Genomic DNA, 23,626 nt, shown 5'->3' on the forward strand with positions numbered 1-23,626 from the left:
GGTCCTTGATCAGTGGTGATGGGTGGGCGTTAGCAGTTGCAGAAGCAGTTGCTCGGAATCGTCGAGGTAAAGACTCATCGCTTCGTAGGCCACAAGCTTGTCGCCCTCGGCCAGGCAATCGTGGATATAGCGGTCACGCGCTAGCCACGGTGCTTGGAAACGCGCCTCATCGGGCGCGGAGCTAAATACCAGGCGCAGTTGTGCAACCACATTGGTGAAAAACTCATCAAGTAATGGACTGCGCATCAATCCGACGATGTGCTGATGGAACGCCAGGCCATGGGTACCAACCGAACGCCAGTCTTCACGCTCGCGAGCCAGATCCGCAGCCTCGAGAGCTTCGAGCATCCGGTCGGACTGATACTCGCGCAATGGCTGGCTGCCCAAGATGGCTTGAAGCTCCAAGGTGCGACGGACCTTGAACAGATCTCGTACATCATCGACGCCTAACCTGCGGACCATCACGCCTTTGTTGCGCACGTAACGGGTCAACCCTTCCTGGCCCAGGCGGTGTAACGCTTCGCGGATGGTGTTGCGGGAGGCGTTGTAGGCCGAGACCAGGTTGTTCTCCACCAGCGCCATGCCTGGCAGCAGGCGGCCGCCGATGATGTCGGCGCGCAGTTCCTGGGTGATCTGGTCGGCTAGGGAGAGTGTGTTGATCATCGGAGGAAGGCCTTGGATTGTTGAACAATCGGTTGGCTGTAGGTAATCACTATTTGTGCCACCAGCAGAGAAACCTCCAGTATTTGCATACAGCAGATAGCAAAAAGGCCAGTCGATTCGACCGGCCTCCTTCAATCACAAACTCAATTCACTTCCAGCTTGTCACGATTCCTGTCGAGAATCGCCTTGCCAATCCCCTTGACCTCCAGCAGCTCCTCCACCGAAGAGAACGGCCCATTATTCTCCCGATACGCAACAATCGCCTCGGCCTTGCCCTTCCCTATCCCTGACAGCTCGCGCTGCAGCGTGGCAGCATCCGCCCCGTTTAAATCCACCTTGGTGCTCTGCGTTTTGGCTGGCTGCGCCACTGCTTGCGGCGTAGCGACTGACTCGAGTTTGACCACCGGGGCGGCGATAGCAGCAATCGAGGCGCTGGTGAGAAAGGCAAAAATCAGAGAGTAGAAATAGCCTGTACGCATAAGTGACGCTCCATGACATCGTTAAGAGAGAAGCAGCTTTTCCGAAGCTGCTTCTCAAACTTAGGCGATGAGGTGTCGCTGTCAAAAATGTGTACGTTACAGCGTATGTAACAATCAGGGTTCGAGACGGCGTTGCTGGTAGATCCAGTCGACAATCTCGCCATCCGGAGCGTAACCACTGACAGTGTCCCGAAGCAGCTGGCGGACCCTGGTGTAGTCATCGTGTTCAATGGCGGCCAGCAACTCAGCCAGCTTGATCTTGAGCGTTTCCCACGACAGATGGTCCTCGTTGGCACTCATGATCATTGGGTGCTGGGTGGCGACGACGTTGTCGCCAATCAGCAACTCCTCGTAAAGCTTCTCGCCCGGACGCAAGCCTGTGAACTCGATTGAAATGTCGCCGTGGGGATTCTTTTCCGAACGAACACTCAGACCAGACAGATGAATCATTTTTTCCGCCAGCTCGACAATCCTCACCGGATCGCCCATGTCCAGCACAAACACATCCCCGCCCAACCCCATGGAACCCGCCTGGATCACCAACTGAGCGGCCTCGGGTATGGTCATGAAGTAACGGGTGATCTTTGGGTGCGTGACGGTCAACGGCCCGCCGGACTTGATCTGTTTGTGAAACAGAGGAATAACCGAACCGGATGAACCCAACACGTTGCCAAACCGGACCATGGTGAAACGGGTTTTATTGACCCTTGAGATGTTGGCTTTATCACCGAATAACACTGGGGCCAGTTCGCGACTGAGGGCCTGCAAGGTCAGTTCTGCAAGCCGCTTGGTGCTGCCCATTACATTGGTCGGGCGCACCGCTTTATCCGTGGAGATCAGCACGAAGTTCGATACGCCTGCCTGCAACGCAGCCTGTGCCGTATTCAACGTGCCGATCACATTGTTCAGGACGCCTTCGGCAATGTTGTGTTCGACCATCGGGACATGCTTATAAGCGGCGGCGTGATAGACCGTGTCGACATTCCAGGTCTTCATCACGTCCAGCAGTTTGTCCTGATCTCGTACCGATCCAAGGATAGGCAGCAACCGAACCGACAGCGACTCCCGAACCACTCGAGGCTCAAGCTCAGACAGAATGCTATAGAGATTGAATTCGCTGTGCTCATACAGCAGCAAAGTAGTCGGCTTCAGTGCCAGTATTTGCCGACAAAGCTCGGAGCCGATCGAGCCACCGGCTCCAGTGACCAGGACCGACTGACCAGTGATGCAATGCTCTAGCAGATCGGGTTGTGCGGGGACCGAATCGCGCCCGAGAAGGTCCGCGATGTCCACCTCCTGGATGTCATCGACTTTGACCCGGCCGCTGGCCAGGTCCATGAATCCTGGGACGCTGCGGACATGCAGCGGGAAACCTTCAAGCAACGTCAAGATCTCCCGACGGCGCCCACGTGACGAGGAAGGCACCGCCAGCAGAATCTCTTGTGCGCCGGTGGTGTCGATCATTTTCTGGATATGCTTGGGCGCGTAGACATGTAGCCCAGCAATCACACGGTCAGCGATGCTGTTGTCATCATCAATGAATGCGACCGGTCGCATCACCCGCCCCATGCGCAACGCGGCCACGAGCTGGTTACCTGCGGCCCCGGCACCATAAATTGCAACCTTCGGCAGGCCGTCGTCACGGTTAGTGAAAGGCACATGCTGGGCTGCGGTAAACCAGTCTCCCAGAAAATATTGCCGCATCATCAGGCGCAAGCCGCCAATCATGATCAGGCTAAGCCACCAGTAGTTGAAAATGATGGAGCGTGGCACCACGGTTTTGTGGTTGCTGTACCAATACACCACCAACGCCAGCAGCAAGGCCGAAAGGCTGACCGCCTTGCAAATCGTGATCAGCGCGTCGTTACCAAAATACCGCATGACCGCGCGATACATGCCAAAGCGGATGAAGATCGGGATGGCTACCAGCGGTGCTGAACCAAAAAGCCACAGATGTGTTGCAATCGGGCTGGCCAACGCGTCGACGCCCAGACGAACGACAAACGCCAGCCAGAGGGCGACCCAGACAAGGACAATGTCTGTTGCCACTTGTATCGCCCGCTTGTGGCGTCTTGGCAATCCCAGCAGGGCTATCCTTAACTTATCCATAAACCCTTTACTCACCTTGGCACGTTCCCGTCTTGAATACGTTTCTATTGTACGTAGCAACGTTACACATCACTTAGTAAAAACGATCATTTGAAAACGAACTTGTACCGACCTTCAGATTAGACTTCCTCAAGATCCAGTATGGCGCTTGAGCGGCCAACATCATCAACCACAGCGCGCCAAGGCTCCACTCAACGATCCTTGTGTTTTGGCATCAGGCGTCGTTGCTGAAATATCCAATCGACAATCTCTCCTTCGGGCGTGTAACCGCTTACGGTTTCGCGTAGCAGCATGCGGACCCGTGAATATTCATCCTTGGCAACAGCGGCCATCAATTCATCCAGTCTAGCCTTGAGTTGGTCCCACGGCAGATGGTCTTCATTGGCGCTCATGATCATGGGATGCTGAGTCGCGACCACGTTGTCACCGATCAATAGTTCCTCATAGAGCTTCTCTCCTGGCCGCAAACCAGTGAACTCAATCGCAATATCCCCGTGCACATTCTTCTCGGAGCACACATTCAAGCCAGACAGGTGGACCATTTTCTCAGCCAACTCGGCGATTTTCACCGGCTCTCCCATATCCAGCACAAACACATCGCCGCCTCGCCCCATCGAACCTGCCTGGATCACCAACTGGGCAGCTTCCGGGATTGTCATGAAATAACGGGTGATATTGGGATGCGTGACGGTGAGGGGGCCGCCGGATTTGATCTGCTGCCGAAAACGCGGAATAACCGAGCCGGATGACCCCAGCACATTACCGAAGCGCACCATGACGAAACGGGTCTTATTGACCCGGGCAACATTACCGCTGTCTGCGAAGAGCACCGGCGCCAGCTCATGACTCAGTGCTTGCAAGACCATTTCTGCCAGGCGCTTGGTGCTGCCCATGACATTGGTCGGACGTACGGCCTTGTCCGTGGAAATGAGCACAAAGTTCTCGACCTGAGCCTTCAACGCCGCTTGCGCGGTGTTCAACGTACCGATGACGTTGTTGAGCATGCCTTCGGCGATATTGTGCTCCACGAGGGGCACATGCTTATAGGCTGCTGCGTGATACACCGTCTCGACGCTCCAGGACTTCATGACGTCGAACAATTTGGTCGCGTTACGTACCGAGCCCAGGATCGGTAATAGATTCACCGGCATTGATTGTCGGACGATGGTCTCTTCCAGTTCGCCCAAGATGCTGTAGAGGTTGAATTCGCTGTGATCGAACAACAGTAAAGTGGATGGCTGCAGGGCAAGAATCTGACGACAGAGTTCAGAACCAATCGACCCACCTGCTCCCGTGACCAGGACGACCTTTCCACGAATACAACGTGACAGTAGCTCGGGTTGTGCAGGCACTGCATCTCGACCTAACAAGTCGGCAATATCTACTTCCTGGATGTCGTCGACTTTCACACGGCCGCTGGCCAGATCCATGAAACCCGGCACACTGCGTACGTGCAGTGGGTAGCCTTCCAGATACTCGAGGATTTCACGACGTCGCGCACGACTCGCCGAAGGAACGGCCAACAGCACCTCTTGAGCGCCAGTGAGTCCAATCAGCCTCTGGATGTGCTTGGGCTTGAACACCTGCAGACCAGAAATCATTCGATTGGCGATACTGGCATCGTCATCGATGAAAGCCACCGGTTGCATATCTCGACCTATGCGCAAGGCCGCTACCAGTTGATTACCGGCAGCACCGGCTCCGTAGATCGCCACTTTGGTAAGGCTGGCGTTACGGTTGATAAAGGGCGCATGACGGGAGGGAACGAACCAATCGCCCATGAAGTACTGGCGCATAAACAATCTCAAGCCGCCCATCATCACCAGGCTGAGCCACCAGTAATTGAAGATGACCGAACGCGGGACAGGCGCCATGTAAGATGCCCCCCAATACACCACGAGCGCCAATACCAACGCGCTCAGGCTGACTGCCTTGATGATCGCGATCAAGGCATCGTTACCCAAGTAGCGCATGACGGCCCGATACATACCAAAATGAACGAACAATGGGATAGCGATCAAAGACGCGCTGACAAGGAGCCATGGATGGTTTGTAAACGGATTGATCATCTCGTCAAAGCCAAGACGCACCACGAACGCCAACCACAAGGCCCCCCAGACCAGCACCACGTCGGCCATGACCTGAAGCAGTCGTTTCTGCCGACGCGGCAGGCCCAGCAATGCGACGCGAAGTCTATCCATGAATGTTTCCAGCCCCTTGTTGTTCCTACTCATTATCGTTATGTCCGGCTTGAACCATTTCACATCTTTACCCGGGCGCTCAGGAATCCTCCAACTGACCGGCCTTGAACTTGAAGGCCAATAACGCCAAGGGCACGTAGGCCAACACAACGCCTGTCAACCCATCGAGCTTCAGAACCACGACGCACCACGCCAGGGGAAACAACCACAGCACGTTGATCGCCGCCACTGCCAACGTGACCGGACGATGGCGCCCATAACAGCGCGAGGCAAACTGATAGGCATGACTACGATGAGCCTCGTAGACTTTATCTCCCCGCAAAAACCGTCGAGTAAGAGTGACCGTCGCGTCGACGATAAACACCCCCAGCAGGATCAGCCATGCCCAGAACAAGGCCGGAGAGACCCAGGCGGCTTGCAAGGACATGATCCCAAGCGCGATCCCGAGGAAACCACTGCCCGCGTCTCCCATGAAAATTTTCGCAGGTGGGAAATTCCAGAACAGAAAGCCCAGCACGGCAGCGGCCAAGATCAACGGAGGCCAGATCAGGTCGGTGAAACCCGACAGTAGGTAGAGAGCACTCGCCCCCAGGCAGGCCGACACGGCTTCTACGCTGGCGATACCGTCAATACCGTCCATGAAGTTGTACAGGTTGAGAACCCAGACAAGATAAAAGACAGCCAGGGCATGTCCTATCCAGGATAGATCGACACTGACACCAAACAGGTTCAGCGGCGCCAGGCCCTCAAGCCATGCCAACGCCCATATAGCGGCGCTGAAATGCCCGAGCAATCGCCACCGCGCCGCAATGTGCCCATGGTCATCCATGAAACCCACGATGGCGACCAGCGCACCTGCCCCGCCCAATGCGATCAGGTAGTGAGGCGGAACCAGACCCAGTTGCCCCAGCAAGGGCAATGTCAGCAGGAATGCCACGACTATGGCAACGCCTCCGCCCCGGGGTGTCGGGATACTGTGAGAGCTGCGTGCATTCGGAATATCGATGATGCTACGCGCCAAGGCATAGCGACGCAGCCCCGCGGTCATGAGCAGTGAGGCCAGCGTGACAGAGGCAAACAACCAGAAGTACATCATTTAGCTTGATTCATCCTGAAATGCCGTGCGGTTTCGGCCAATGCATCATCGACACTCACGGGTGGGTTCCAATTCAAAAGTGTACGTGTCTTCTCGATATTGACCTGCAGCGAACCACATAGGCGCTGGGACAGCGCTTTTCTGCCCAGCATGCTGGCGCCGCGATCGAGTATCCAGCTAGGGACCGGAATCAACCGGGCAGGTTTACCCAGCGCACGAGCCATCCGGCTGAGCAATGTCGTAGTCGACAGATCTTCTCCATCACTGACCAGGAAGGTCTGGTTCGCCGCCGCGGGGTGATCGATACACGTCACGATGAGGTCGACCAGGTTATCGATGCTCACCAGGCTACGCCGGTTATCGATGGCACCGAATGGCAAAGGCACGCCTTTGTCCAACCAACGCATCATGTTCAAGAAATTAGCCTTCACGCCAGGCCCGTACACCAGGACAGGCCGGATGATGACCACTTCCATTCCTGTCGCCTGCGCAACCTCCTGCAGACCTTGCTCGGCCTCCTGCTTGGAAACGCCGTACGGGTCCACTGGCGCAGGAATATCGTCGGCTGCGTAAGGTTGGCCGGGCGACGTACCTTCCCCGTTCACTTTGATGGAACTGATGAAAATAAATCGACGGACACCGGCTTCAGCCGCCTGCCTTGCAAAATTGAGCGTCCCTTCCACGTTGACCTGCCGAAAGGCGGCCAGCGGATCAGCCTCCGAATCATTCATCACGTGCACGCGAGCAGCGCAATGAATGACTGTACCCACATTGGCCAGGTGCGCGTGCCATTGGGTTTGCGCGGAAAATGACTCAATCCGCACAGTGCTGATGGGGCCTGACAAATGCCGGTCACCGCGAACCACTGCGGTCACCGATCGTCCGGCGTCTGCTTGCAACCGTGTAAGTACCGCACCACCTACAAACCCGCTCGCCCCGGTCACAAGAATACTTTTCTGCATCAGCGGTTCACCTTCCGTAGCGTGGCTTTTCTGAAGATATCTTCCAAACGCGCCAGCAAGCGCTGCTTGGAGTAGTGCTGGAGGTAATAGTCACGACCGCTCTCCCCCATGACTTTGCGTTGGGATGGCGCGAAACCCGCCAGGGTCTGAGTAATACCTGCCAAGCCACCTGCATCACCGGACGCACACGTAAACCCTGCACCGGACTCGTTGATTACGCGCGCGGCTTCGCCATTGATCATGCCGAGCAGAGGCCTGCCCGAGGCCAGGTACGCCTGGACTTTGCCAGGAATGGTTTTTTCAAACACATCATTGGTCTTCAGTGAAACCAACAGTGCATCGGCATTGGCAAACAAAGCCGGCATGGCCTCCAACGGATGCCTGCCCAGAAGCAGGACGTTGTCCAAACCTCGCGCACTTACCTGCTGGCTCAACCACTGGCTCATCCGGCCATCCCCCACGATGGCCCAACGCACGGCGACTTTTCCACGTAATTGCTCGGCAGCGTCCAGCACGGCAGGGAAATCCTGGGCCTCGCCCAGATTTCCAGCAAATACCACGGTAAATACCGACTCATCGCGTGCAAGTATCGAGTCCAAGTGGTCCGAAGTCGCAGAAAAATCATCTTCAGCCCAACTGGGGAAGTAGACCAAGCGTTGCGGGTCTATCGGCCGGGTGCAGTAGCCTTTGACGTTTTCGAGAAAACCATTTGATTGCAGCAAAAGGTAGTCGGCGCGGTTATAGATCCAAGACACCATTCGACCGACCAAGGACAGCAGCGCCGGTTTTTTCAGAACGCCAACCGCTCTCAGTGTTTCTGGCCACAAATCCAGAACCCAAATGAATACGGGGGCTTTCTTCAATCGACCGATCACCAGGGCAGGAATAGCCGCCATGATGGGGGAAACTGCGTAGACGAATACGGCATCGAAAGTGCGTCCCCGCAGCGCGTAGGCGCCAACGGTCGAAGCACTGGAAAAAAAACTCAGATAGTTGAGGATCAACTGAATGCTGCGTTTGCCGCGCGGGATCATGGGCACCCGCACAATGCGGGCACCATGGTATTCGGTGAACTGCCCAGGCGCTGACTTGTAGGCCTCGAACACCTTCCCTTCCGGATAATTAGGCACTCCAGTGAGCACCGTGACCGAATGCCCTTTTTCGGTGAAGTCGCGCACCAGATCGTTGATGCGCATGTTCTCTGGCCAGAAGTACTGCGTGACCACCAAAATATTCAGCTTGCTCTCAGGCATATTCACGACTCGACTCAATATCGCTTCCAAACGACACGGTTTACGTAGTCGGTATAGCTGTGCACGATTCTGGCTACTTTTTCGGAAACGTTAGGCATGCTGTAGTCCGCTACCAGACGAAGGCTGCGCTCGCTACCCGAGAGTTGTGTCTGGAGAATATTCAGTCCTTGCAAGACTCGCTCGACTTCCAGCCCCACCATCATCACTGCCGCTTCTTCCATCCCCTCGGGCCGCTCATGAGCTTCGCGCAGGTTCAACGCTGGAAAGTTGAGAATCGACGACTCTTCATTGATGGTGCCACTGTCAGACAAGACCGCACGCGACTCGAGTTGCAGCTTGTTGTAGTCCATGAATCCCAAGGGCTTGAGCAGTCGGACATTTTCATGAAACACAATGCCCATGGCATCGACACGCTTTTGAGTGCGTGGATGGGTAGAGACAATCACGGGCTGGCCAAACGTACTGGCCACGGTATTGAGCACCTCGACCAACTTGAGGAAGTTTTTATCAGAGTCAACGTTCTCTTCGCGGTGCGCGCTGACCACAAAGAACTTGCCCGCCTCCAAACCAAGCCGCTCCAGGACGTTCGACGCCTCGATACTGTCGCGATAGTGATTGAGCACTTCAAACATAGGGCTGCCAGTCTTGATCACACGATCGGCAGGCAAACCCTCGCTCAGCAAATAATCTCGGGCGATGGTGCTATAGGTCAGGTTGATGTCTGCCGTGTGATCAACAATGCGCCGATTGATTTCTTCGGGGACGCGCATATCAAAGCAACGGTTTCCGGCTTCCATATGGAACGTGGGGATCTTGCGTCGCTTGGCGGGAATAACTGCCATGCAACTGTTTGTATCACCCAGCACCAGCAAGGCTTCAGGTTCAATAATAGCCAGTACCCGGTCCACCGCGATGATCACATTGCCGATGGTTTCCGCGCCGGTGCTCCCGGCAGCATTCAAGAAGTGGTCAGGCTTTCGGATGCCCAAGTCCTGGAAGAAAATCTCGTTCAGCTCGTAGTCATAATTCTGACCGGTATGCACCAGCACGTGTTCGCAATACTTATCCAGTGCGGCCATGACCCTGGACAAACGAATAATTTCAGGACGCGTGCCCACCACGGTGACGATTTTCAGTTTTTTTAGTGCAGTATTCATTGCTAATCCTTCAGGCCTGAGTGCCAACAGCCATGGTGTAGGTGTCTGGCCGCTCACGATCAAAAATTTCGTTGGCCCACAGCATTACGATCATTTCGGTTTCGCCAGTGTTGGTGATGTCATGACTCCAACCCGGGACGGTTTCAACGATCTGTGGCGTTTCGCCATCAGTGTAAAGCTCGTAGAACTCACCGCTGACAATGTGCCGAAAACGGAAGCAGGCGTGACCTTTGATAACCAGGAACTTCTCGGTCTTGCTGTGATGGTAATGCCCTCCCCGCGTAATGCCGGGATGAGCAGTGAAGTAAGAGAACTGACCGGCATCCGGGGTCTTGAGCATCTCAACGAATACACCTCGCACATCCCCGTGCTTGGGCAACTCATAGGTGAAATCGTCTGGCGTGAAATAGCTCAGGTAAGTCGAATACAAAGCGCGGACCAACCCAGTCCCCACCCGCTCGGTCACCATCGTCTCTCGGCTGCGCTTGAACGCCTGCAACTGATCGGCCAATGCCCCGACCGTCGTGGCATAAACCGGTTGTACATCCAGATAAGGGCCTTCCGGGGCGCTGCCATCCATCACATCGATGAAGCTTCTGATTACATCGTCGATATAGACCAGCTGCAGCGGTGCCGCGGGATCATTGACGGTAATTGGCAAGCCACGGACGATGTTATGGCAGAACGTCGCCACCGCCGAATTGTAGTCTGGCCGCGCCCACTTTCCGAAAACGTTGGGCAAACGATAAAGATAAACCGGTGAGCCTTGCTGTTTCGACAGGTCAAGCAAGGCGTGTTCAGCATCGCGCTTGCTCGTCCCATAAGGATTATCGACCTCAGCCTGTATGGATGAGGTGTAGATCACGGGTATCGACCGGCCAGTGGCCTTGATAGCAGCACACAACGTTGCAGTGAGGCCACTGTTACCTTCGCTGAATTCCTCGATACGCTGGGGTCGATTGACGCCCGCCAGATGGAACACAAAGTCCACATCATCAAGCATCGACAACAGATCGGATGGGGCCTGCTGGCGACCAAATCGAACCACCTGAACGTCCTGGCGCTCTTGCAGGTGAGCCACAAGGTTTTTGCCGACAAAGCCGCCAGCCCCGGTAATAAGAACTTTCACGGGCATCACTCCTCTGGAGTGGCGGGCTCGCCACGCTGTATGGCGCGCATGAAATCCAGCTTCAACAACAGCTTTTGCATGCCTTCGACATCCAAGCGCTCGGTGTTATGCGAGTTGTAATCCTCGGTACGTGAAATTTTCTCCTCGCCTAGCTCGACGAACTTGCTGTAGTTCAAGTCGCGCAGGTCTGGTGGTACGCGGAAATAGACGCCCATGTCCTCGGCACAGGCCATCTCCTCACGACTGAGCAGTGCCTCGTAAAGCTTTTCACCGTGGCGCGTGCCAATGATTTGAATCGGGTGGTCAGGTTGCCCGAGCATCGCTGTCAGCGCTTGAGCGAGGGTTTCGACAGTAGCAGCTGGGGCTTTCTGGACGAAGAGATCACCATTGTTGCCATGCTCGAAGGCGTAGAGCACCAGATCCACCGCATCGGCCAGGGTCATCATGAAGCGGGTCATGTTGGGATCGGTGATCGAAAGCGATTTCCCTGCACGAATCTGCTCAATGAACAAAGGGATGACTGACCCTCGGGAGGCCATGACGTTGCCATATCGTGTACCGCAAATAACCGTTTTGCTTTCGTCGACATTACGCGACTTGGCCACCATGACTTTTTCCATCATGGCCTTGGAGATACCCATGGCATTAATGGGGTAGACAGCCTTGTCCGTGCTCAGGCAGACCACGCGCTGGACACCATTCTGGATGGCCGCCTCAAGCACGTTGTCGGTGCCGATGACGTTGGTTTTCACTGCCTCCATGGGGTGGAATTCGCAGGAAGGTACCTGCTTGAGGGCCGCAGCATGGAAGATATAGTCAACACCACGGGTAGCATTCAGCACGCTTTGGTAGTCCCGTACATCGCCGATGTAAAACTTCAGCTTGACGTTACTGTAACGCTTGCGCATGTCGTCCTGTTTTTTCTCATCACGACTGAAAATGCGGATCTCAGCAATGTCGGTATCCAGGAAACGTTTGAGCACCGCGTTGCCGAAGGAACCAGTACCACCCGTGATAAGAAGTTTTTTGCCGTTGAACATATGATCTGACCCTTGCCACGAACCTGGCGAACTACCTGGCTCGTAGAGCTGAATAAATGATGTCGTCTTTCTGCTGAGAACTCGGATAGCTGATCAACACCGCCCGGTACGCGCCCTTGAACACAAAGAAACTGCCCGCCGCTACGCCCACCACGCCACAAGCTGCCACGACGCTACGCATGTCTTCAAGCGAGCCGCCACCGCCTAGAATAGTGATGGGGATACGCACGGCTTCACGAAGCTTGATTGCAAGCTCCACATCGTAGCCTTTCATTTTGCCGTCGTTTTCGATGGAATTGAGCACAATTTCGCCGGCACCGAGTTTTTCAAACTCTTGAGCGGCCTCAATGACGCTGCGCTTGGTATTTCGCTTGCCGTTGTGCGTCCAGACTTCCTGCTGCTTGCTCAGCAAGCGCGCTTTATGATCCAGGACCACCACAACACTCTGACTGCCGATCTCTTCAGCGATCTGACTGATCAATTGCGGATTTTCAAATGCCGCCGAGCTGATGGCAACCTTCTCGACACCCAGCGCAATAATATTCTTGGCCTGCTGAGCTGTACGAATGCCCCCGCCATAGCACAGCGGCATCCTGCACTCCGCCGCCAATTTGGCAATCTGGGCATAATTAGGTTCCACTGCATTTGCGGTGGCATCGATATCGATCACGATCAATTCGTCGGCTTCTTTCTCATTGAAGATTTTTACCGCGTTGATCGGGTCCCCAACGTATTTGGGGTCCTTGAACTTCACTGTCTTCACCAGCCCGCCATCTTGAATCAGCAAGCAGGGAATGATCCTGGGTCTCAACATGTCATAGTTCCGCGAAGTTTTTCAGTAATCCGACGCCGAAGTGATGGCTCTTTTCAGGGTGAAACTGGACGCCATACACATTTTGAGCGCGCACCGCGCAACTGAACTCCAAGCCATAGGAGGACGTCGCCTCGCTATATCCAGCGTCTTCGCAATCAAAAAAGAACGAATGGAGAAAATAGAAACGCGCGTCAGTCTCAAACCCCTTGAACAACGCGGAACCTGAGGAAGAACTGACATCGTTCCACCCCATGTGCGGCAGAGGCAACTCGGCCAAGTCAGGAATCGACTTGAAGGAACGAACACGACCAGGCACCCAGCCAAGGCCAGGCAAGGCTCCCTCGTCACTGCTGTTCGCCAGGATTTGCATGCCCACGCAAACGCCCAGGACCGGAACCTTGTGACGCAGGACCAACTCTTCAAGCGTGGGCCGCATGCCTGACGCATCAAGCCGCTCGACCGCATGATCGAATGCGCCTACCCCGGGGAGAATCAACTTCGTCGCACCGTCTAGCTGCGCAGCCGTCTGAGCGACTGCGACCGGGATGTGCAAACGTCGATAAACGTTCACGAAAGCCTGGATATTACCCAGACCGTAGTCAATGATGGTAATCATCTGAACAGCCGTCTTTCCAATCCGATTGCGCTGAGGATACGAGCACCTATTCCAATCAAGAAGCGTTTGTTCTTGTAATCATGGAAGGTCTTGTTTTCGCCGTCGAAAATGCGCTGAAGCTCGGGAACAGTCAAGTCCAGCTTGTGCGCCACGTATTCAAACTCCGAAGTAAGGAAGTTTTCATCCAGTTCGGGTTTGGCGATGCGCGCTAAAGCGGCTTCCCGGGTCATTTGCCCGGTCATGATAAGACTGGAGAAATGAGCACGACGTTTCTCATAGCCAAATTTGCGCGGCATCCAGTAGTCTTCATAAAAACGAGTGAATCTGGACTCATGATGCTTATGCTGAAAACGCTTCCAACCAAACAGGCGTTCAAGCGTATCCTCAGCCTCGCTCTTCACATAAGGCACAAGATTCAAAGGACGCACAACCTGCATACCCAAGACATAACGATAATAAATTTTATAGGACAGTATATCTACAAGCGGAAAAGTCTTAAGTTTTCGCGTACCAAATTTAGCATGAATATCATTAATCAGCATCTCGTCAATGCCCGGATAAGCGCCCCACTCCTCCGGCTCCCGACAGCACTCGGTAGAATAGTTGGCGCCAGTCAGCACGTATTTTATTTTATTAGCTTTGGCGAACTTATAGAGCCCTGAAAAAAAAGCAGTGTCTTGCGGAATATCCTGATCCGGAATCTGAGCCTTTAAAAAAGCCACTTGCAGGCTTTTCATTTCTTCCCAGTTTATAACATCAGTGTATAAATCCAAACCGAGACCATCGACCAGTTTCTCAATATTACTGACAGCCTGATCCGTGTTCCAACCCGCATCAACATGAAACAACAAAGGGCGCAACCCCATAACCTCTTTAGCTACGTAACATAGGTACGAGCTATCAAGACCGCCACTAAGACCGATGATGCAATCGAACTCACGCCCAACACCATCAGCTTTTATTTTTTTAGCCAACAACTTCAGCTCAGCATCACCTCGCGCATCAGTGTGCCAACTAGGCTTAATAGCCTTGGAAAAATTATTGCAGTATTCGCAAACACCCTGCTCATCAAACTTTATATTAGGATCACTTGTATCCATAATACAACTACCGCAAATAGCATACTCCAAGGCGCTACTCATTTACCCCTCCAATTAAAATGCTACTTCACCGCTTGTAATTTATTATTTATCCTTGACAATACTTCGCAATATTCTTCAGGTTTAATCGCCAAGGGGTGCAAAACCGCCCCGATTCCGCTCCCCTCGTACTCAGCCACCAGGGTTGAGGGATAGGATATTAGCAAATCGACCTCAGGAAAGAAATCGGCCTGCTCAATCATATACCATCCCCTTGATTTTATCTCCTTGCTCGGAGACACCGTAGGATGCGGCTTATAAAAAAAGTCAATCGTAGAATTCGATACCATCTGATCATAAAGATACAAGTGAAATTTTTCACATATGGCATGCCCGACTATCAGGACGCTGAAATCAGAGGATACGGGAGACAACGAAATCTTAGGCTTGAAAAACTCAACCTCAAGGGAGTGTTCGGCAGCTCTACGAGACAAAATATGCTGACGAAACACTTCAACCGAACCTTCGTTATAAGCATATAGTTTCGCCACATTGCACAACCGCGTTGGAATCTCCACAGAAAAACTCGATTCCATGCTTGTCGAAGCGAGCCCAACCAATGACCCATGCTGAACGATTGTAAGGCTTGACTCCTTTTTTGATCTTTTTGCAACAAGGCGATCCATCAGGACCGCCCACCTATCGTAATGATCGGTTATGACAAATTGATGAGAGGACATTTTTTCAATAGCCAAATAGAACGCAATCCATTTGAACGCGGTGTAGCTCTGTAGTCTCCACACATCGAATAATACTTTTCTCCTCATCCGACGTGAAATAACGAAAGACAGCCTCAATGCCTGAATACAGTCCTGCCAAGTCAACAATGCGGAAAAGTTAAATGCCAGCATCTTAGAGTCTAAGCTAAGCACCTCACTGCCAGGACATTTAATCAAACCACCCATTCCATTTAGCACGCCAGCTGACTCAAGCACATCCAACGCACGCGGAGAGAAAGAAAGACCGATAGGTAAATCCGAAGGTAAATTCGAGTATCGAATATCAAATTTATCCTTAACAATTAACAATTTTAAAAAATCAAACAAAAACCAACACTTATCCAGCCCGAGCCGCCACATGAAACCAGCCAGACTTATAACAAAACGAATCGAACGAAAATTTGAACCCGCTATACTTATCAATTTGGCTGGGCGAGGTGCATACGCCAAGTCACTTGGCTCGCAGCCACAAAGCGAATAGACACTTTTATCAATAGCAACTTCATTTTTTGTCGCAGCAAGGTAATGTGCAAGCAACCTCAATCGGCCCGCCCCATTCTTATCCACGCCCTTTGTTCTCTGTGACTTCCTAGACAAAAAACACCCCCAACGAAATAAAGAACATCTGATTATCTGGAAAGGAATTCAATGTATTTTCGAACAATGCACAGACAAGGCAATACCAAAAGACAAGTTTGAAATAAACATCCCTATCCGCGCCCGAACGAGCTTTGAAAATAAAGCCATCGACACACCTAAAGCCACCACGTATTTTGCCATTTTGTGAAACAAATGATCATCATCGCGAGAAGCTAAAATATTTCCAGAAAGCAAAAACTTAATATAATAAATCGCAAAAATCACAAGCCATAACAACATGACAATAACAAAAAAATAAGATAATTTTTCGCGCCCCACTTCTGAAACTTCCCCTTTAGACCTTAGCATCACAACCATCCATTTTAATCAATCCAAAGCCAAAAATGTAAGCCAAAGTCTTCCAGACAAATATAATCGCAAAAGCATTGCACATCCCCCAAAGAACCGATGAAACCCCGTCAACTTTCGCAGCTCGCATAACAAGGTAAGACATGACGAAAACCACTAACCCGCCTATCTGACTAAAAAATATCTGCTTATCTTTATGAAGCGCATATAGCCCTACATGAGGAATCATACTAAACGAATACAAGGCAATCGATAATATCAGCCACTTCAAAATATAAAAATAATCCACATAAACACTCTTATCCAACCACAGCACCATACCCCAGCCAAAGAAATAACAAGCCAAGGAAAGAAACAAGGTAAAACCAACGACATTCAGAGTAAGGCCACGCATAACAGATGAAAACTGATGAGTGTCGCCATTTTTTGCTGAAAGAATGAGTTTCGGATAATAAAATACAATCACAGCAGCATCTAAAAAGGAAAGTACCGCTGTCGCCATTCCGATATACAACACATACGCGCCCAAGACGTCTAAACCTGCGACACGTTCAATCCAATACCGGTCAACCGTAAAGATACCGCGAATACAAAGACTGGCGATCAACAGAGGCCACATCAGCCTCAACCCCTTCTTAATCCACAACCAATTCACCGGGTTAAAAAAAGAATTGAAGCTATAAGACCTTAAACTCCAGAGACCTAAAACCAACGCAAACAAGCAACCCAAAAACCATAGCAGCAGGACCAGATTCAAGTTACGTGAATCCGGCGATAAAAACATTACAACTATTACGAGCAGACACCAAACACCGCTGCGCACAAACAAGACAACACTGGCAAGCATTTGTTTCGAGACAGCCACCAGTATCCTATTTAACTCTTGAGCTAAATGTTCAACTACCAACAAACACCCAAACCAGTAGACATATTCAATCGATATAATCCCAGTCGAAAAAAAAACAACGGTCAGCGGAGCAACTAAAACATAGGCTATAGAATACAGTACAAGCTGATCTTTTATATAGCCAAACAAAAGATCAGGATCAGAGCCGATAATTTCACGAGTAGAATAATTGTAAAACTCGAAGCCAACTAAATATATAGCATACCCAATTGTGGCCGATATCAAACCGTAGACACCCACATCCTTGGCATCAAGGTATTTGGCAATAAAAAAAATGAGAGCGAACTTACTAACCAACGTAGCCGCTCTTATATTTAAATTTATGAAGCGCTTTATGTTTTCGCGCCCTATTAACGTTAGCATTTCACATAGCAACCGGATCAGCATTCTTTATAACAACAGTCAATTTCCATCTCCAAAAAACGAAATAGAAGCAACCCCTACTGCCCATAAAATATTGCGCAAGCCTGCTTTTGCAACATAAGCATACAGCTCGCAAGTTCTACAACTCGGAGTTATCCATACCACTTCGATATCAGGCATTTCAATCTGCATTCAGATTTTCATCATGCACAAACATCTCGGCCATCTTAAAATCGTAAATATCATCAACATCAACAGCACGCATACGCGGGATAACAACGGACTTTAAACGCCCATCAAACAGCCCCTTCGCTAACTTTATGTAAGAAGGCCTAGTCACATAGGCGACACCCGTCATATCGTAGACTGCCGGAGCATCTTGTCTCCGAGCAATAGTGCCATCTCCACATACCAACTTACTTAATCCGGCCTCATCCCTGACCACCATGGCGAAATACGGGTTTGTTGCCGCCGGCGTTACCGTAACGACCACGTCGGCATCTTCAATCGACTCAAGGCACTTACGTACATCGCTTGTATTTCTTAATGGGCTTGTCGCGGGAAGACTCAAGAACACATCAAAATAGTCACCGCGCTGCTCTAGAACCTCGATTGCATGCTGCCAAGACTTCCACTCCGCCGCTGTATCCGCAGCTAAATACTCAGGTCGCTCAATTACCTCCGCCCCATACTGAATGGCTATGGCCGCTATTTTACTGCAGTCAGTTGAAACAAAAACCTTATCTATTCCTTCAACCTGCTTAGCCACATTAATGGAGTATGCCAGTAAAGGGATGCCTGCCAAGCTCCTGATATTTTTGCCAGGCAGACCTTTAGAACCACCTCTTGCAAATATAAAAGCGTAAGTTTTCATAAATAATCTCTACCTTATAAAAAACGCATCCGAATGCAATTTTGTTACAAACTTAAAAATTCACTTTGCGCTCTTTGAAAGTCTTCCATCCGACCAATATCAAGCCAGTACTCATGCACAGGAAACATATTGACATTTCTATCGCATTCAATCTCCCTTTCTAAAAGCGTTGGCATGTCGATACGTTCTCCCGGAGGGACGCTTTTTACTAGTTCAGGTGAAAGCAAATAGATTCCGGCATTGATGAAAAAATGCTGTACAGGTTTTTCAACCATCGAGACTATTTTATGCCCTTCGCTTTGTATGACGCCATAAGGGACACAGTACTCGAACTCTCTTACGCACATAGTAGCGGATCCATTATGCGTTTCATGAAATTCAAGTAGGTTCTGAAAATTCAACGTCGTCAATAAATCTCCATTCATCATGAACAGCGGCATATCTATTTCATCATGGGGAAGTAGGCCGAGTGCCCCACCGGTTCCCAAAGGTGTCTCTTCATGGATATACGTAATGCTGACGCCCCATTGGCTTCCATTGCCGAAATAGTCTCTAATCATCTCTGGCATATAATGGGTAGATATATAGAAACGATGAAAGCCCGAATTTATAAATCGTTCTAAAATAAGCTCCAGAATAGGCTTATCGCCAACCTTGAGCAGTGGTTTAGGGCAGTTGTGGGTCAGCGGCCTCAATCGTGTGCCGAAACCACCTGCCATCAGAAATACCGGATTGTCGCGACGAGGAGTATCGATCAGATCGTGGAGAGTTTCCAGGCCAATGACCCTACCCCGATCATCCAAGACTGGAAGCTGAAGCAATTTGTATTGTTCCATCACCGAAAGAATACGTGCTTTCGTCCAGCCCAGTCGGGCCGTTTTAGGTGATAAACACATGATGTCCTTGACGGGACCATTTAACGGCAACTTTTTTAGTAGAGCTCGCCTAATATCTCCATCGGTCACAGTGCCTAGCAGACTTTGCTGTTCGTCTACTACCAGCACTATCCGCATAGCAACACGATCGAGCGTAGATATAGCGTCTTCCATCGCCATATCGGGACTAACAAGCGTTAACTGCCACTGTTTCATTCTTGCCTCTTAATTCTGTTGCCGTTGGGTAACATGAGGTTTAATACCTAACGACATGCAATTGGCTGGTAGAGATCTCACCAGTACCGAGCCGGCACCTACCACGGCATTCTCTCCTACGACCAAGGATTGAATGATGGTAGCACCTGCACCAATGAAAGAACCGGCCCCGATGGTGGCGCTCCCGCACACCACTACACCAGGCGCTATATGCACGTTAGCATTTACAATGCAGTCGTGATCTATGCTTGCACGCGAGTTGATAATTGTATTTTCTCCAATGACGCTGTCTGCCTGTATAACAGCACCAGCCATCACCTGAACACCCTGACCAAGACTCACACTTGGATCTACAGAAGAAAACGGGTGAATCAACGCAGGAAAATTAAAACCCTTGTCACGGTAACGCTCAAAGATAGCTCTTCTAATAGTATTGTGCATCACGTGACCGACCCCATTGATGAGACCGATTTTTTTTGGATCCAGCTGTTCAATGGAACTGTCACCGCCCAATACTTTGATACCACGCCATTCTTTTATTTCTCGAGACTCGAACTCTGGGCCACACACTCCCAGAACTTCGAAACCTGCGGACTTTGCCAAAGACAGAAGAACCTTGGCATGTCCGCCGGCACCGACCAGTACCAATGTTTTTGTAGCCTCTGCCGGCGTCACTTTTCGAAAGCCTCACCAATGGCATACTCGCGAAGGCTAATTTTTCCTATCAACCCCCATAATTCAACGGCGGGTAAGCCACCACCACTGCGAGCGGTTGTTAGATCTTGGCGTGTTATCACCGCACCTTTTGCGATTGGACGATTGGCTACAACCTGTTGCCGAGCGGCTTTACGGGTATCCCATTCGCTGGCTTGCGGAGCCTTGCATGCGCTACCGATAGCTTGCTCCAAAGCGCGAATGTCACAGATCATGTTTTTGAGCTCAGTCGGCTCAAGAGATGCCTTGTGGTCAGGCCCTGGCAACGTACGGTCAAGGGTAAAATGCTTTTCAATGACCTTCGCTCCCCTGGCTACAGCTGCGATTGAGACTAATGCACCCTCAGTATGATCCGAGTATCCAACCTCCAGACCAAAGGCATTCGCAAGCGTATCCATGGCTCTTAAGTTGACCTCGGGCCAAGGGGTCGGATATTGCGATGTGCAATGAAGCAGCGTCACATGGCCAAACAATCTGTGCCTATTCTCCGCAATCCCCCAGGAACGCCACACCTCATCCATGTTTTGAGGCTCGTGCTCATGGGCCAAGGCATGAGTAACGATAGCCAAGCCCTGCTCGACCTCACTCAGTGTGGCCATGCCGGTAGAGAGGACCAAGGGCTTCTGAGTACGAGCAAATCGCCACAATAATGGCCCATTGGTTAACTCGCCAGAAGGCACTTTGAAAAAAGGCATGCCTAAGTCGGTTAAAAAATCCAGGCTTTCCGTATCAAAAGCGGTAGAAAGAAATTCAATCCCACGACGGCGTGCATGTTGTTGTATATCCCGATGCCACTCTTTGGGTAGTTCGAGCTTCTTTAACATAGCCAACTGAGATTCAGCATCATCAGTATTTTTGACTTGATAAGCGGCCTTCGGTGCAGTTTTTGAGGCCAGTTTGGCAGCGTCAAATGTTTGGAACTTCACAGCATCAGCACCAGACTCTGCAGCTGCATCAACAAGCGCAAAAGCCATATCCCGTTGACCGTTATGATTAACTCCGGCTTCCGCGATTACATACACACCTTGATGGCTATTTTTCATAGTGAATCCAAGTCATGAAATTTTTTTGAAGTACTGCCATCAAAATTCATTAATTGCTGTATGATTTTTTGACTGGCATCACCTTGCCCGTACGGATTCGTTGCCTGCTGGCACATGCTGGAAAAATCTTTTGATAACGCGAGGGAAATAGCTTCGGAAATTGCCTTACTGCCAGGATCACAATGTATGACCGTCTGAGCCGCCAGCCTGCCTTTTTGACGGGAGCCGATATTCACTGTCGGCAATCCAAATGAAGGCACTTCAATGATTCCGCTTGATGAATTGCCAACTACAACACAAGCATGCTGTACAGTACTTAAATAACGCTTGAATCCGAGCGATGGAACAGCGAGCACCCTGGCAGGATTCGCCGCCGCATATTTCTCGATCAGAGATATGATACTACGGCCACCGTTATCTGCATTTGGATAAGTTATGATTACCTGGTGGTCTGGAAATAACTCCAGTGCATCCAACAAAGAAATAAAACTTTGTTCAGGATCTTCTTCAGCGAGTGTTACCGGGTGGTACGTGACCAACATAAACGGCTTGGCCAATTCAAATCCGAGACTCAGCGACAATGCTTCAAGCGAAAGAAACTCGCCACGTTTGATGTGATCCAAACCTACCGCACCCACATTGAATACGCGGGCCGGATCTTCGCCCATTTGAATAACACGCTGTCTGTAGGGTTCGGCAGCGACAAAATGCAACATAGACATCTTGCTTATGGCATGCCGGATAGCATCGTCATAGGCCCCTTCAGTTATCTCTCCGCCATGGATATGAGCAACCGGAATCTTCATGATTAGTGCAGCTTGCACCACGGCCAGCGCCTCGAATCGATCCCCTAGCACTACCAGCACATCTGGAGCCAATCGCTCCAAAGCGTCGGCAAATCCTAATAAACCAAGCCCCATGGACTTAACAACACCCACCGCCGTGTCGGAGGACAGCAGCATCTCTATTTTTGCATCAATTTCAAATCCATCTTGAACAATATCCTTCCAGGTTTCTCCGAACTCAGGCGACAAATGCATACCGCTCACGATAACCTGCAGTTCCAGTGCCGGTATATCCTTTAGCCCTTTCATCAGCCAATACAAAAGGCCGTACTCGGCCCTTGTGCCGGTGAATACCGCCACCTTACCGACCACGTTGAAACTCCGGTAACACGCTACTTGGCAAGTTTACTACTCGTGACTCCAGCCACAATGAATTGGTTAAGTCGCCTTTCATGCATTGACTGTACAATGGCAAATGACACATGAGCTTCCAAATAGGGCGAGTCATCACACCCTTATCGTTTGTCGCTTTGAGAAGAGCATCACGGCGCTCTACCGAGTCACAAATAACTGTATTTAACCAATAATTTGAACGACACTCAGGCGGCTCTTTAAAGAAAGTCAACTCACTGCCAGCCAATAGAGCTGCATAACGGGACGCCAACTCGCGCTTGGCCATAACGAACATGTCAAGCTGTTCTAATTGCGCGCAGCCCAAAGCAGCATTCAGGTTTGGTAATCTATAATTGAAACCCAATGCATCATGCACATATTCATAAGCGTGGGGTTGCTTGGCCGTCGTAGTCAGGTGTTTGGCTTTAACGCCGATTAGCTCATTCGATAGAATGGCACCGCCCCCACCAGTGGTTATAATTTTATTACCGTTAAAGCTAAGCACCCCTAAGGAGCCAAAAGTACCAGTATGTTGCTCTTTGTAATAACTCCCAAGCGACTCCGCCGCATCCTCTACCAGAGTAATATTCCAAAGCTTACACACTTTCGTCAGTTGGTCGATCTCCACAGGATGCCCAAAAGTATGCATAGGCAGACAGGCCCGAATGACTTGATTAGTGTCTTTATTACGGCAAAGACCTTCATCATCTAAATAGGCGTGCTCTTGAAGCCATACACTCATCGCCGAAGGGGAAAAACCCAGAGTATGCAAATCAACATCAATAAACACTGGCATGGCACCGCAATAGGCAATGGCGTTGCATGTGGCCACGAAGGTCAAGGCCTGGGTCAATACCAAGTCACCTTCCTTCACATCAGCCAATATCAACGCCGTGTGCAGCGCTGCCGTACCGTTCACCGTGGCCGTAGCCCTGGGGCTGCCAGTATAAGCAGCCAAGTCTTTTTCAAAACGGTCAACAAAAGCCCCCACGCTCGACACAAATGTAGATTCAATCGTTTCAACTACATAATCACGCTCATGCCCGTTAAATACTGGCGCATGAAGTGGAATGAAATCATTAGTGGCGTATTCGTCGCGCACAAACTTAATCAATGAATCGAACATGAGAC

The 23,626-nt window shown here is 51.0% G+C and carries 23 protein-coding genes; all 23 read right to left on the reverse strand.

Annotation, left to right across the window (positions count from 1 at the left end; all coding sequences use genetic code 11):
• Positions 1–9: 9 nt before the first annotated feature.
• The 23 genes from AB4Z20_RS16235 to AB4Z20_RS16345 all read right to left on the reverse strand — a co-directional run bounded on the left by AB4Z20_RS16235 (position 10) and on the right by AB4Z20_RS16345 (position 23,621).
• Positions 10–663, reverse strand: coding sequence for a GntR family transcriptional regulator (locus tag AB4Z20_RS16235; protein WP_442090231.1), 654 nt, complete (start codon positions 661–663; stop codon positions 10–12).
• Positions 664–806: 143 nt separating this feature from the next.
• Positions 807–1,142 (reverse strand): ComEA family DNA-binding protein, encoded by a 336-nt coding sequence (locus AB4Z20_RS16240; protein ID WP_442090232.1) that lies wholly within the window; start codon positions 1,140–1,142, stop codon positions 807–809.
• Positions 1,143–1,256: 114 nt separating this feature from the next.
• Positions 1,257–3,251 carry a polysaccharide biosynthesis protein gene (locus tag AB4Z20_RS16245; RefSeq protein ID WP_442090233.1) on the reverse strand — a complete coding sequence of 665 codons (1,995 nt, stop codon included), beginning with the start codon at positions 3,249–3,251 and terminating at the stop codon, positions 1,257–1,259.
• Positions 3,252–3,442: 191 nt separating this feature from the next.
• On the reverse strand, positions 3,443–5,452 hold the full coding sequence (locus tag AB4Z20_RS16250; RefSeq protein WP_442090234.1) for a polysaccharide biosynthesis protein: 2,010 nt from the start codon (positions 5,450–5,452) through the stop codon (positions 3,443–3,445).
• 79 nt (positions 5,453–5,531) lie between these two features.
• The gene (locus AB4Z20_RS16255; RefSeq protein ID WP_442090235.1) at positions 5,532–6,548 is read right to left on the reverse strand and encodes an MraY family glycosyltransferase; all 1,017 of its coding nucleotides are present in this window, start codon (positions 6,546–6,548) and stop codon (positions 5,532–5,534) included.
• Positions 6,545–7,510, reverse strand: a complete 966-nt coding sequence (locus AB4Z20_RS16260; RefSeq protein WP_442090236.1) for a UDP-glucose 4-epimerase family protein — start codon at positions 7,508–7,510, stop codon at positions 6,545–6,547. The genes AB4Z20_RS16255 and AB4Z20_RS16260 overlap by 4 nt, the downstream gene beginning before the upstream one ends.
• Positions 7,510–8,763, reverse strand: a complete 1,254-nt coding sequence (locus AB4Z20_RS16265) for a glycosyltransferase family 4 protein (RefSeq protein WP_442090265.1) — start codon at positions 8,761–8,763, stop codon at positions 7,510–7,512. Before AB4Z20_RS16265 ends, AB4Z20_RS16260 begins: the two co-directional genes overlap by 1 nt.
• Before the next feature lie 14 nt (positions 8,764–8,777).
• A complete protein-coding gene (wecB, locus tag AB4Z20_RS16270) occupies positions 8,778–9,920 on the reverse strand; it encodes a non-hydrolyzing UDP-N-acetylglucosamine 2-epimerase (protein ID WP_442090237.1) in 1,143 nt (380 codons plus the stop codon).
• A gap of 10 nt (positions 9,921–9,930) precedes the next feature.
• Positions 9,931–11,049, reverse strand: a complete 1,119-nt coding sequence (wbjC, locus tag AB4Z20_RS16275) for a UDP-2-acetamido-2,6-beta-L-arabino-hexul-4-ose reductase (RefSeq protein ID WP_442090238.1) — start codon at positions 11,047–11,049, stop codon at positions 9,931–9,933.
• Positions 11,050–11,054: 5 nt separating this feature from the next.
• Positions 11,055–12,089, reverse strand: coding sequence for a polysaccharide biosynthesis protein (locus tag AB4Z20_RS16280; RefSeq protein ID WP_442090239.1), 1,035 nt, complete (start codon positions 12,087–12,089; stop codon positions 11,055–11,057).
• A gap of 31 nt (positions 12,090–12,120) precedes the next feature.
• Positions 12,121–12,903 carry an AglZ/HisF2 family acetamidino modification protein gene (locus AB4Z20_RS16285; protein WP_442090240.1) on the reverse strand — a complete coding sequence of 261 codons (783 nt, stop codon included), beginning with the start codon at positions 12,901–12,903 and terminating at the stop codon, positions 12,121–12,123.
• A gap of 1 nt (position 12,904) precedes the next feature.
• Positions 12,905–13,519 carry an imidazole glycerol phosphate synthase subunit HisH gene (gene hisH, locus AB4Z20_RS16290; protein WP_003199257.1) on the reverse strand — a complete coding sequence of 205 codons (615 nt, stop codon included), beginning with the start codon at positions 13,517–13,519 and terminating at the stop codon, positions 12,905–12,907.
• Positions 13,516–14,661 carry an N-acetyl sugar amidotransferase gene (locus tag AB4Z20_RS16295; protein WP_442090241.1) on the reverse strand — a complete coding sequence of 382 codons (1,146 nt, stop codon included), beginning with the start codon at positions 14,659–14,661 and terminating at the stop codon, positions 13,516–13,518. The genes hisH and AB4Z20_RS16295 overlap by 4 nt, the downstream gene beginning before the upstream one ends.
• 20 nt (positions 14,662–14,681) lie before the next feature.
• Complete coding sequence (locus AB4Z20_RS16300) at positions 14,682–15,944, reverse strand: hypothetical protein (RefSeq protein WP_442090242.1); 1,263 nt, start codon at positions 15,942–15,944, stop codon at positions 14,682–14,684.
• Between the two features lie 78 nt (positions 15,945–16,022).
• Positions 16,023–16,334, reverse strand: a complete 312-nt coding sequence (locus tag AB4Z20_RS16305; RefSeq protein ID WP_442090243.1) for a hypothetical protein — start codon at positions 16,332–16,334, stop codon at positions 16,023–16,025.
• Positions 16,312–17,529: an oligosaccharide flippase family protein gene (locus tag AB4Z20_RS16310; RefSeq protein ID WP_442090244.1), complete on the reverse strand. Its 1,218-nt coding sequence runs from the start codon at positions 17,527–17,529 to the stop codon at positions 16,312–16,314. The genes AB4Z20_RS16305 and AB4Z20_RS16310 overlap by 23 nt, the downstream gene beginning before the upstream one ends.
• A 105-nt stretch (positions 17,530–17,634) precedes the next feature.
• Positions 17,635–17,787, reverse strand: coding sequence for a hypothetical protein (locus AB4Z20_RS16315; RefSeq protein ID WP_442090245.1), 153 nt, complete (start codon positions 17,785–17,787; stop codon positions 17,635–17,637).
• A complete protein-coding gene (locus tag AB4Z20_RS16320) occupies positions 17,777–18,469 on the reverse strand; it encodes an acylneuraminate cytidylyltransferase family protein (protein WP_442090246.1) in 693 nt (230 codons plus the stop codon). The genes AB4Z20_RS16315 and AB4Z20_RS16320 overlap by 11 nt, the downstream gene beginning before the upstream one ends.
• Before the next feature lie 44 nt (positions 18,470–18,513).
• Positions 18,514–19,560: a nucleotidyltransferase family protein gene (locus tag AB4Z20_RS16325; RefSeq protein ID WP_442090247.1), complete on the reverse strand. Its 1,047-nt coding sequence runs from the start codon at positions 19,558–19,560 to the stop codon at positions 18,514–18,516.
• A gap of 9 nt (positions 19,561–19,569) precedes the next feature.
• Positions 19,570–20,235, reverse strand: coding sequence for an acetyltransferase (locus AB4Z20_RS16330; protein ID WP_442090248.1), 666 nt, complete (start codon positions 20,233–20,235; stop codon positions 19,570–19,572).
• Positions 20,232–21,317, reverse strand: coding sequence for an N-acetylneuraminate synthase (gene neuB, locus AB4Z20_RS16335; protein WP_442090249.1), 1,086 nt, complete (start codon positions 21,315–21,317; stop codon positions 20,232–20,234). The genes AB4Z20_RS16330 and neuB overlap by 4 nt, the downstream gene beginning before the upstream one ends.
• Positions 21,314–22,474 (reverse strand): UDP-N-acetylglucosamine 2-epimerase, encoded by a 1,161-nt coding sequence (neuC, locus tag AB4Z20_RS16340; RefSeq protein WP_442090250.1) that lies wholly within the window; start codon positions 22,472–22,474, stop codon positions 21,314–21,316. Before neuC ends, neuB begins: the two co-directional genes overlap by 4 nt.
• Positions 22,464–23,621, reverse strand: coding sequence for a LegC family aminotransferase (locus AB4Z20_RS16345; RefSeq protein ID WP_442090251.1), 1,158 nt, complete (start codon positions 23,619–23,621; stop codon positions 22,464–22,466). The genes neuC and AB4Z20_RS16345 overlap by 11 nt, the downstream gene beginning before the upstream one ends.
• Positions 23,622–23,626 lie beyond the last annotated feature (5 nt).

It is taken from the genome of Pseudomonas sp. KB_12, from assembly GCF_052114545.1.
Lineage (GTDB): Bacteria > Pseudomonadota > Gammaproteobacteria > Pseudomonadales > Pseudomonadaceae > Aquipseudomonas > Aquipseudomonas brassicacearum.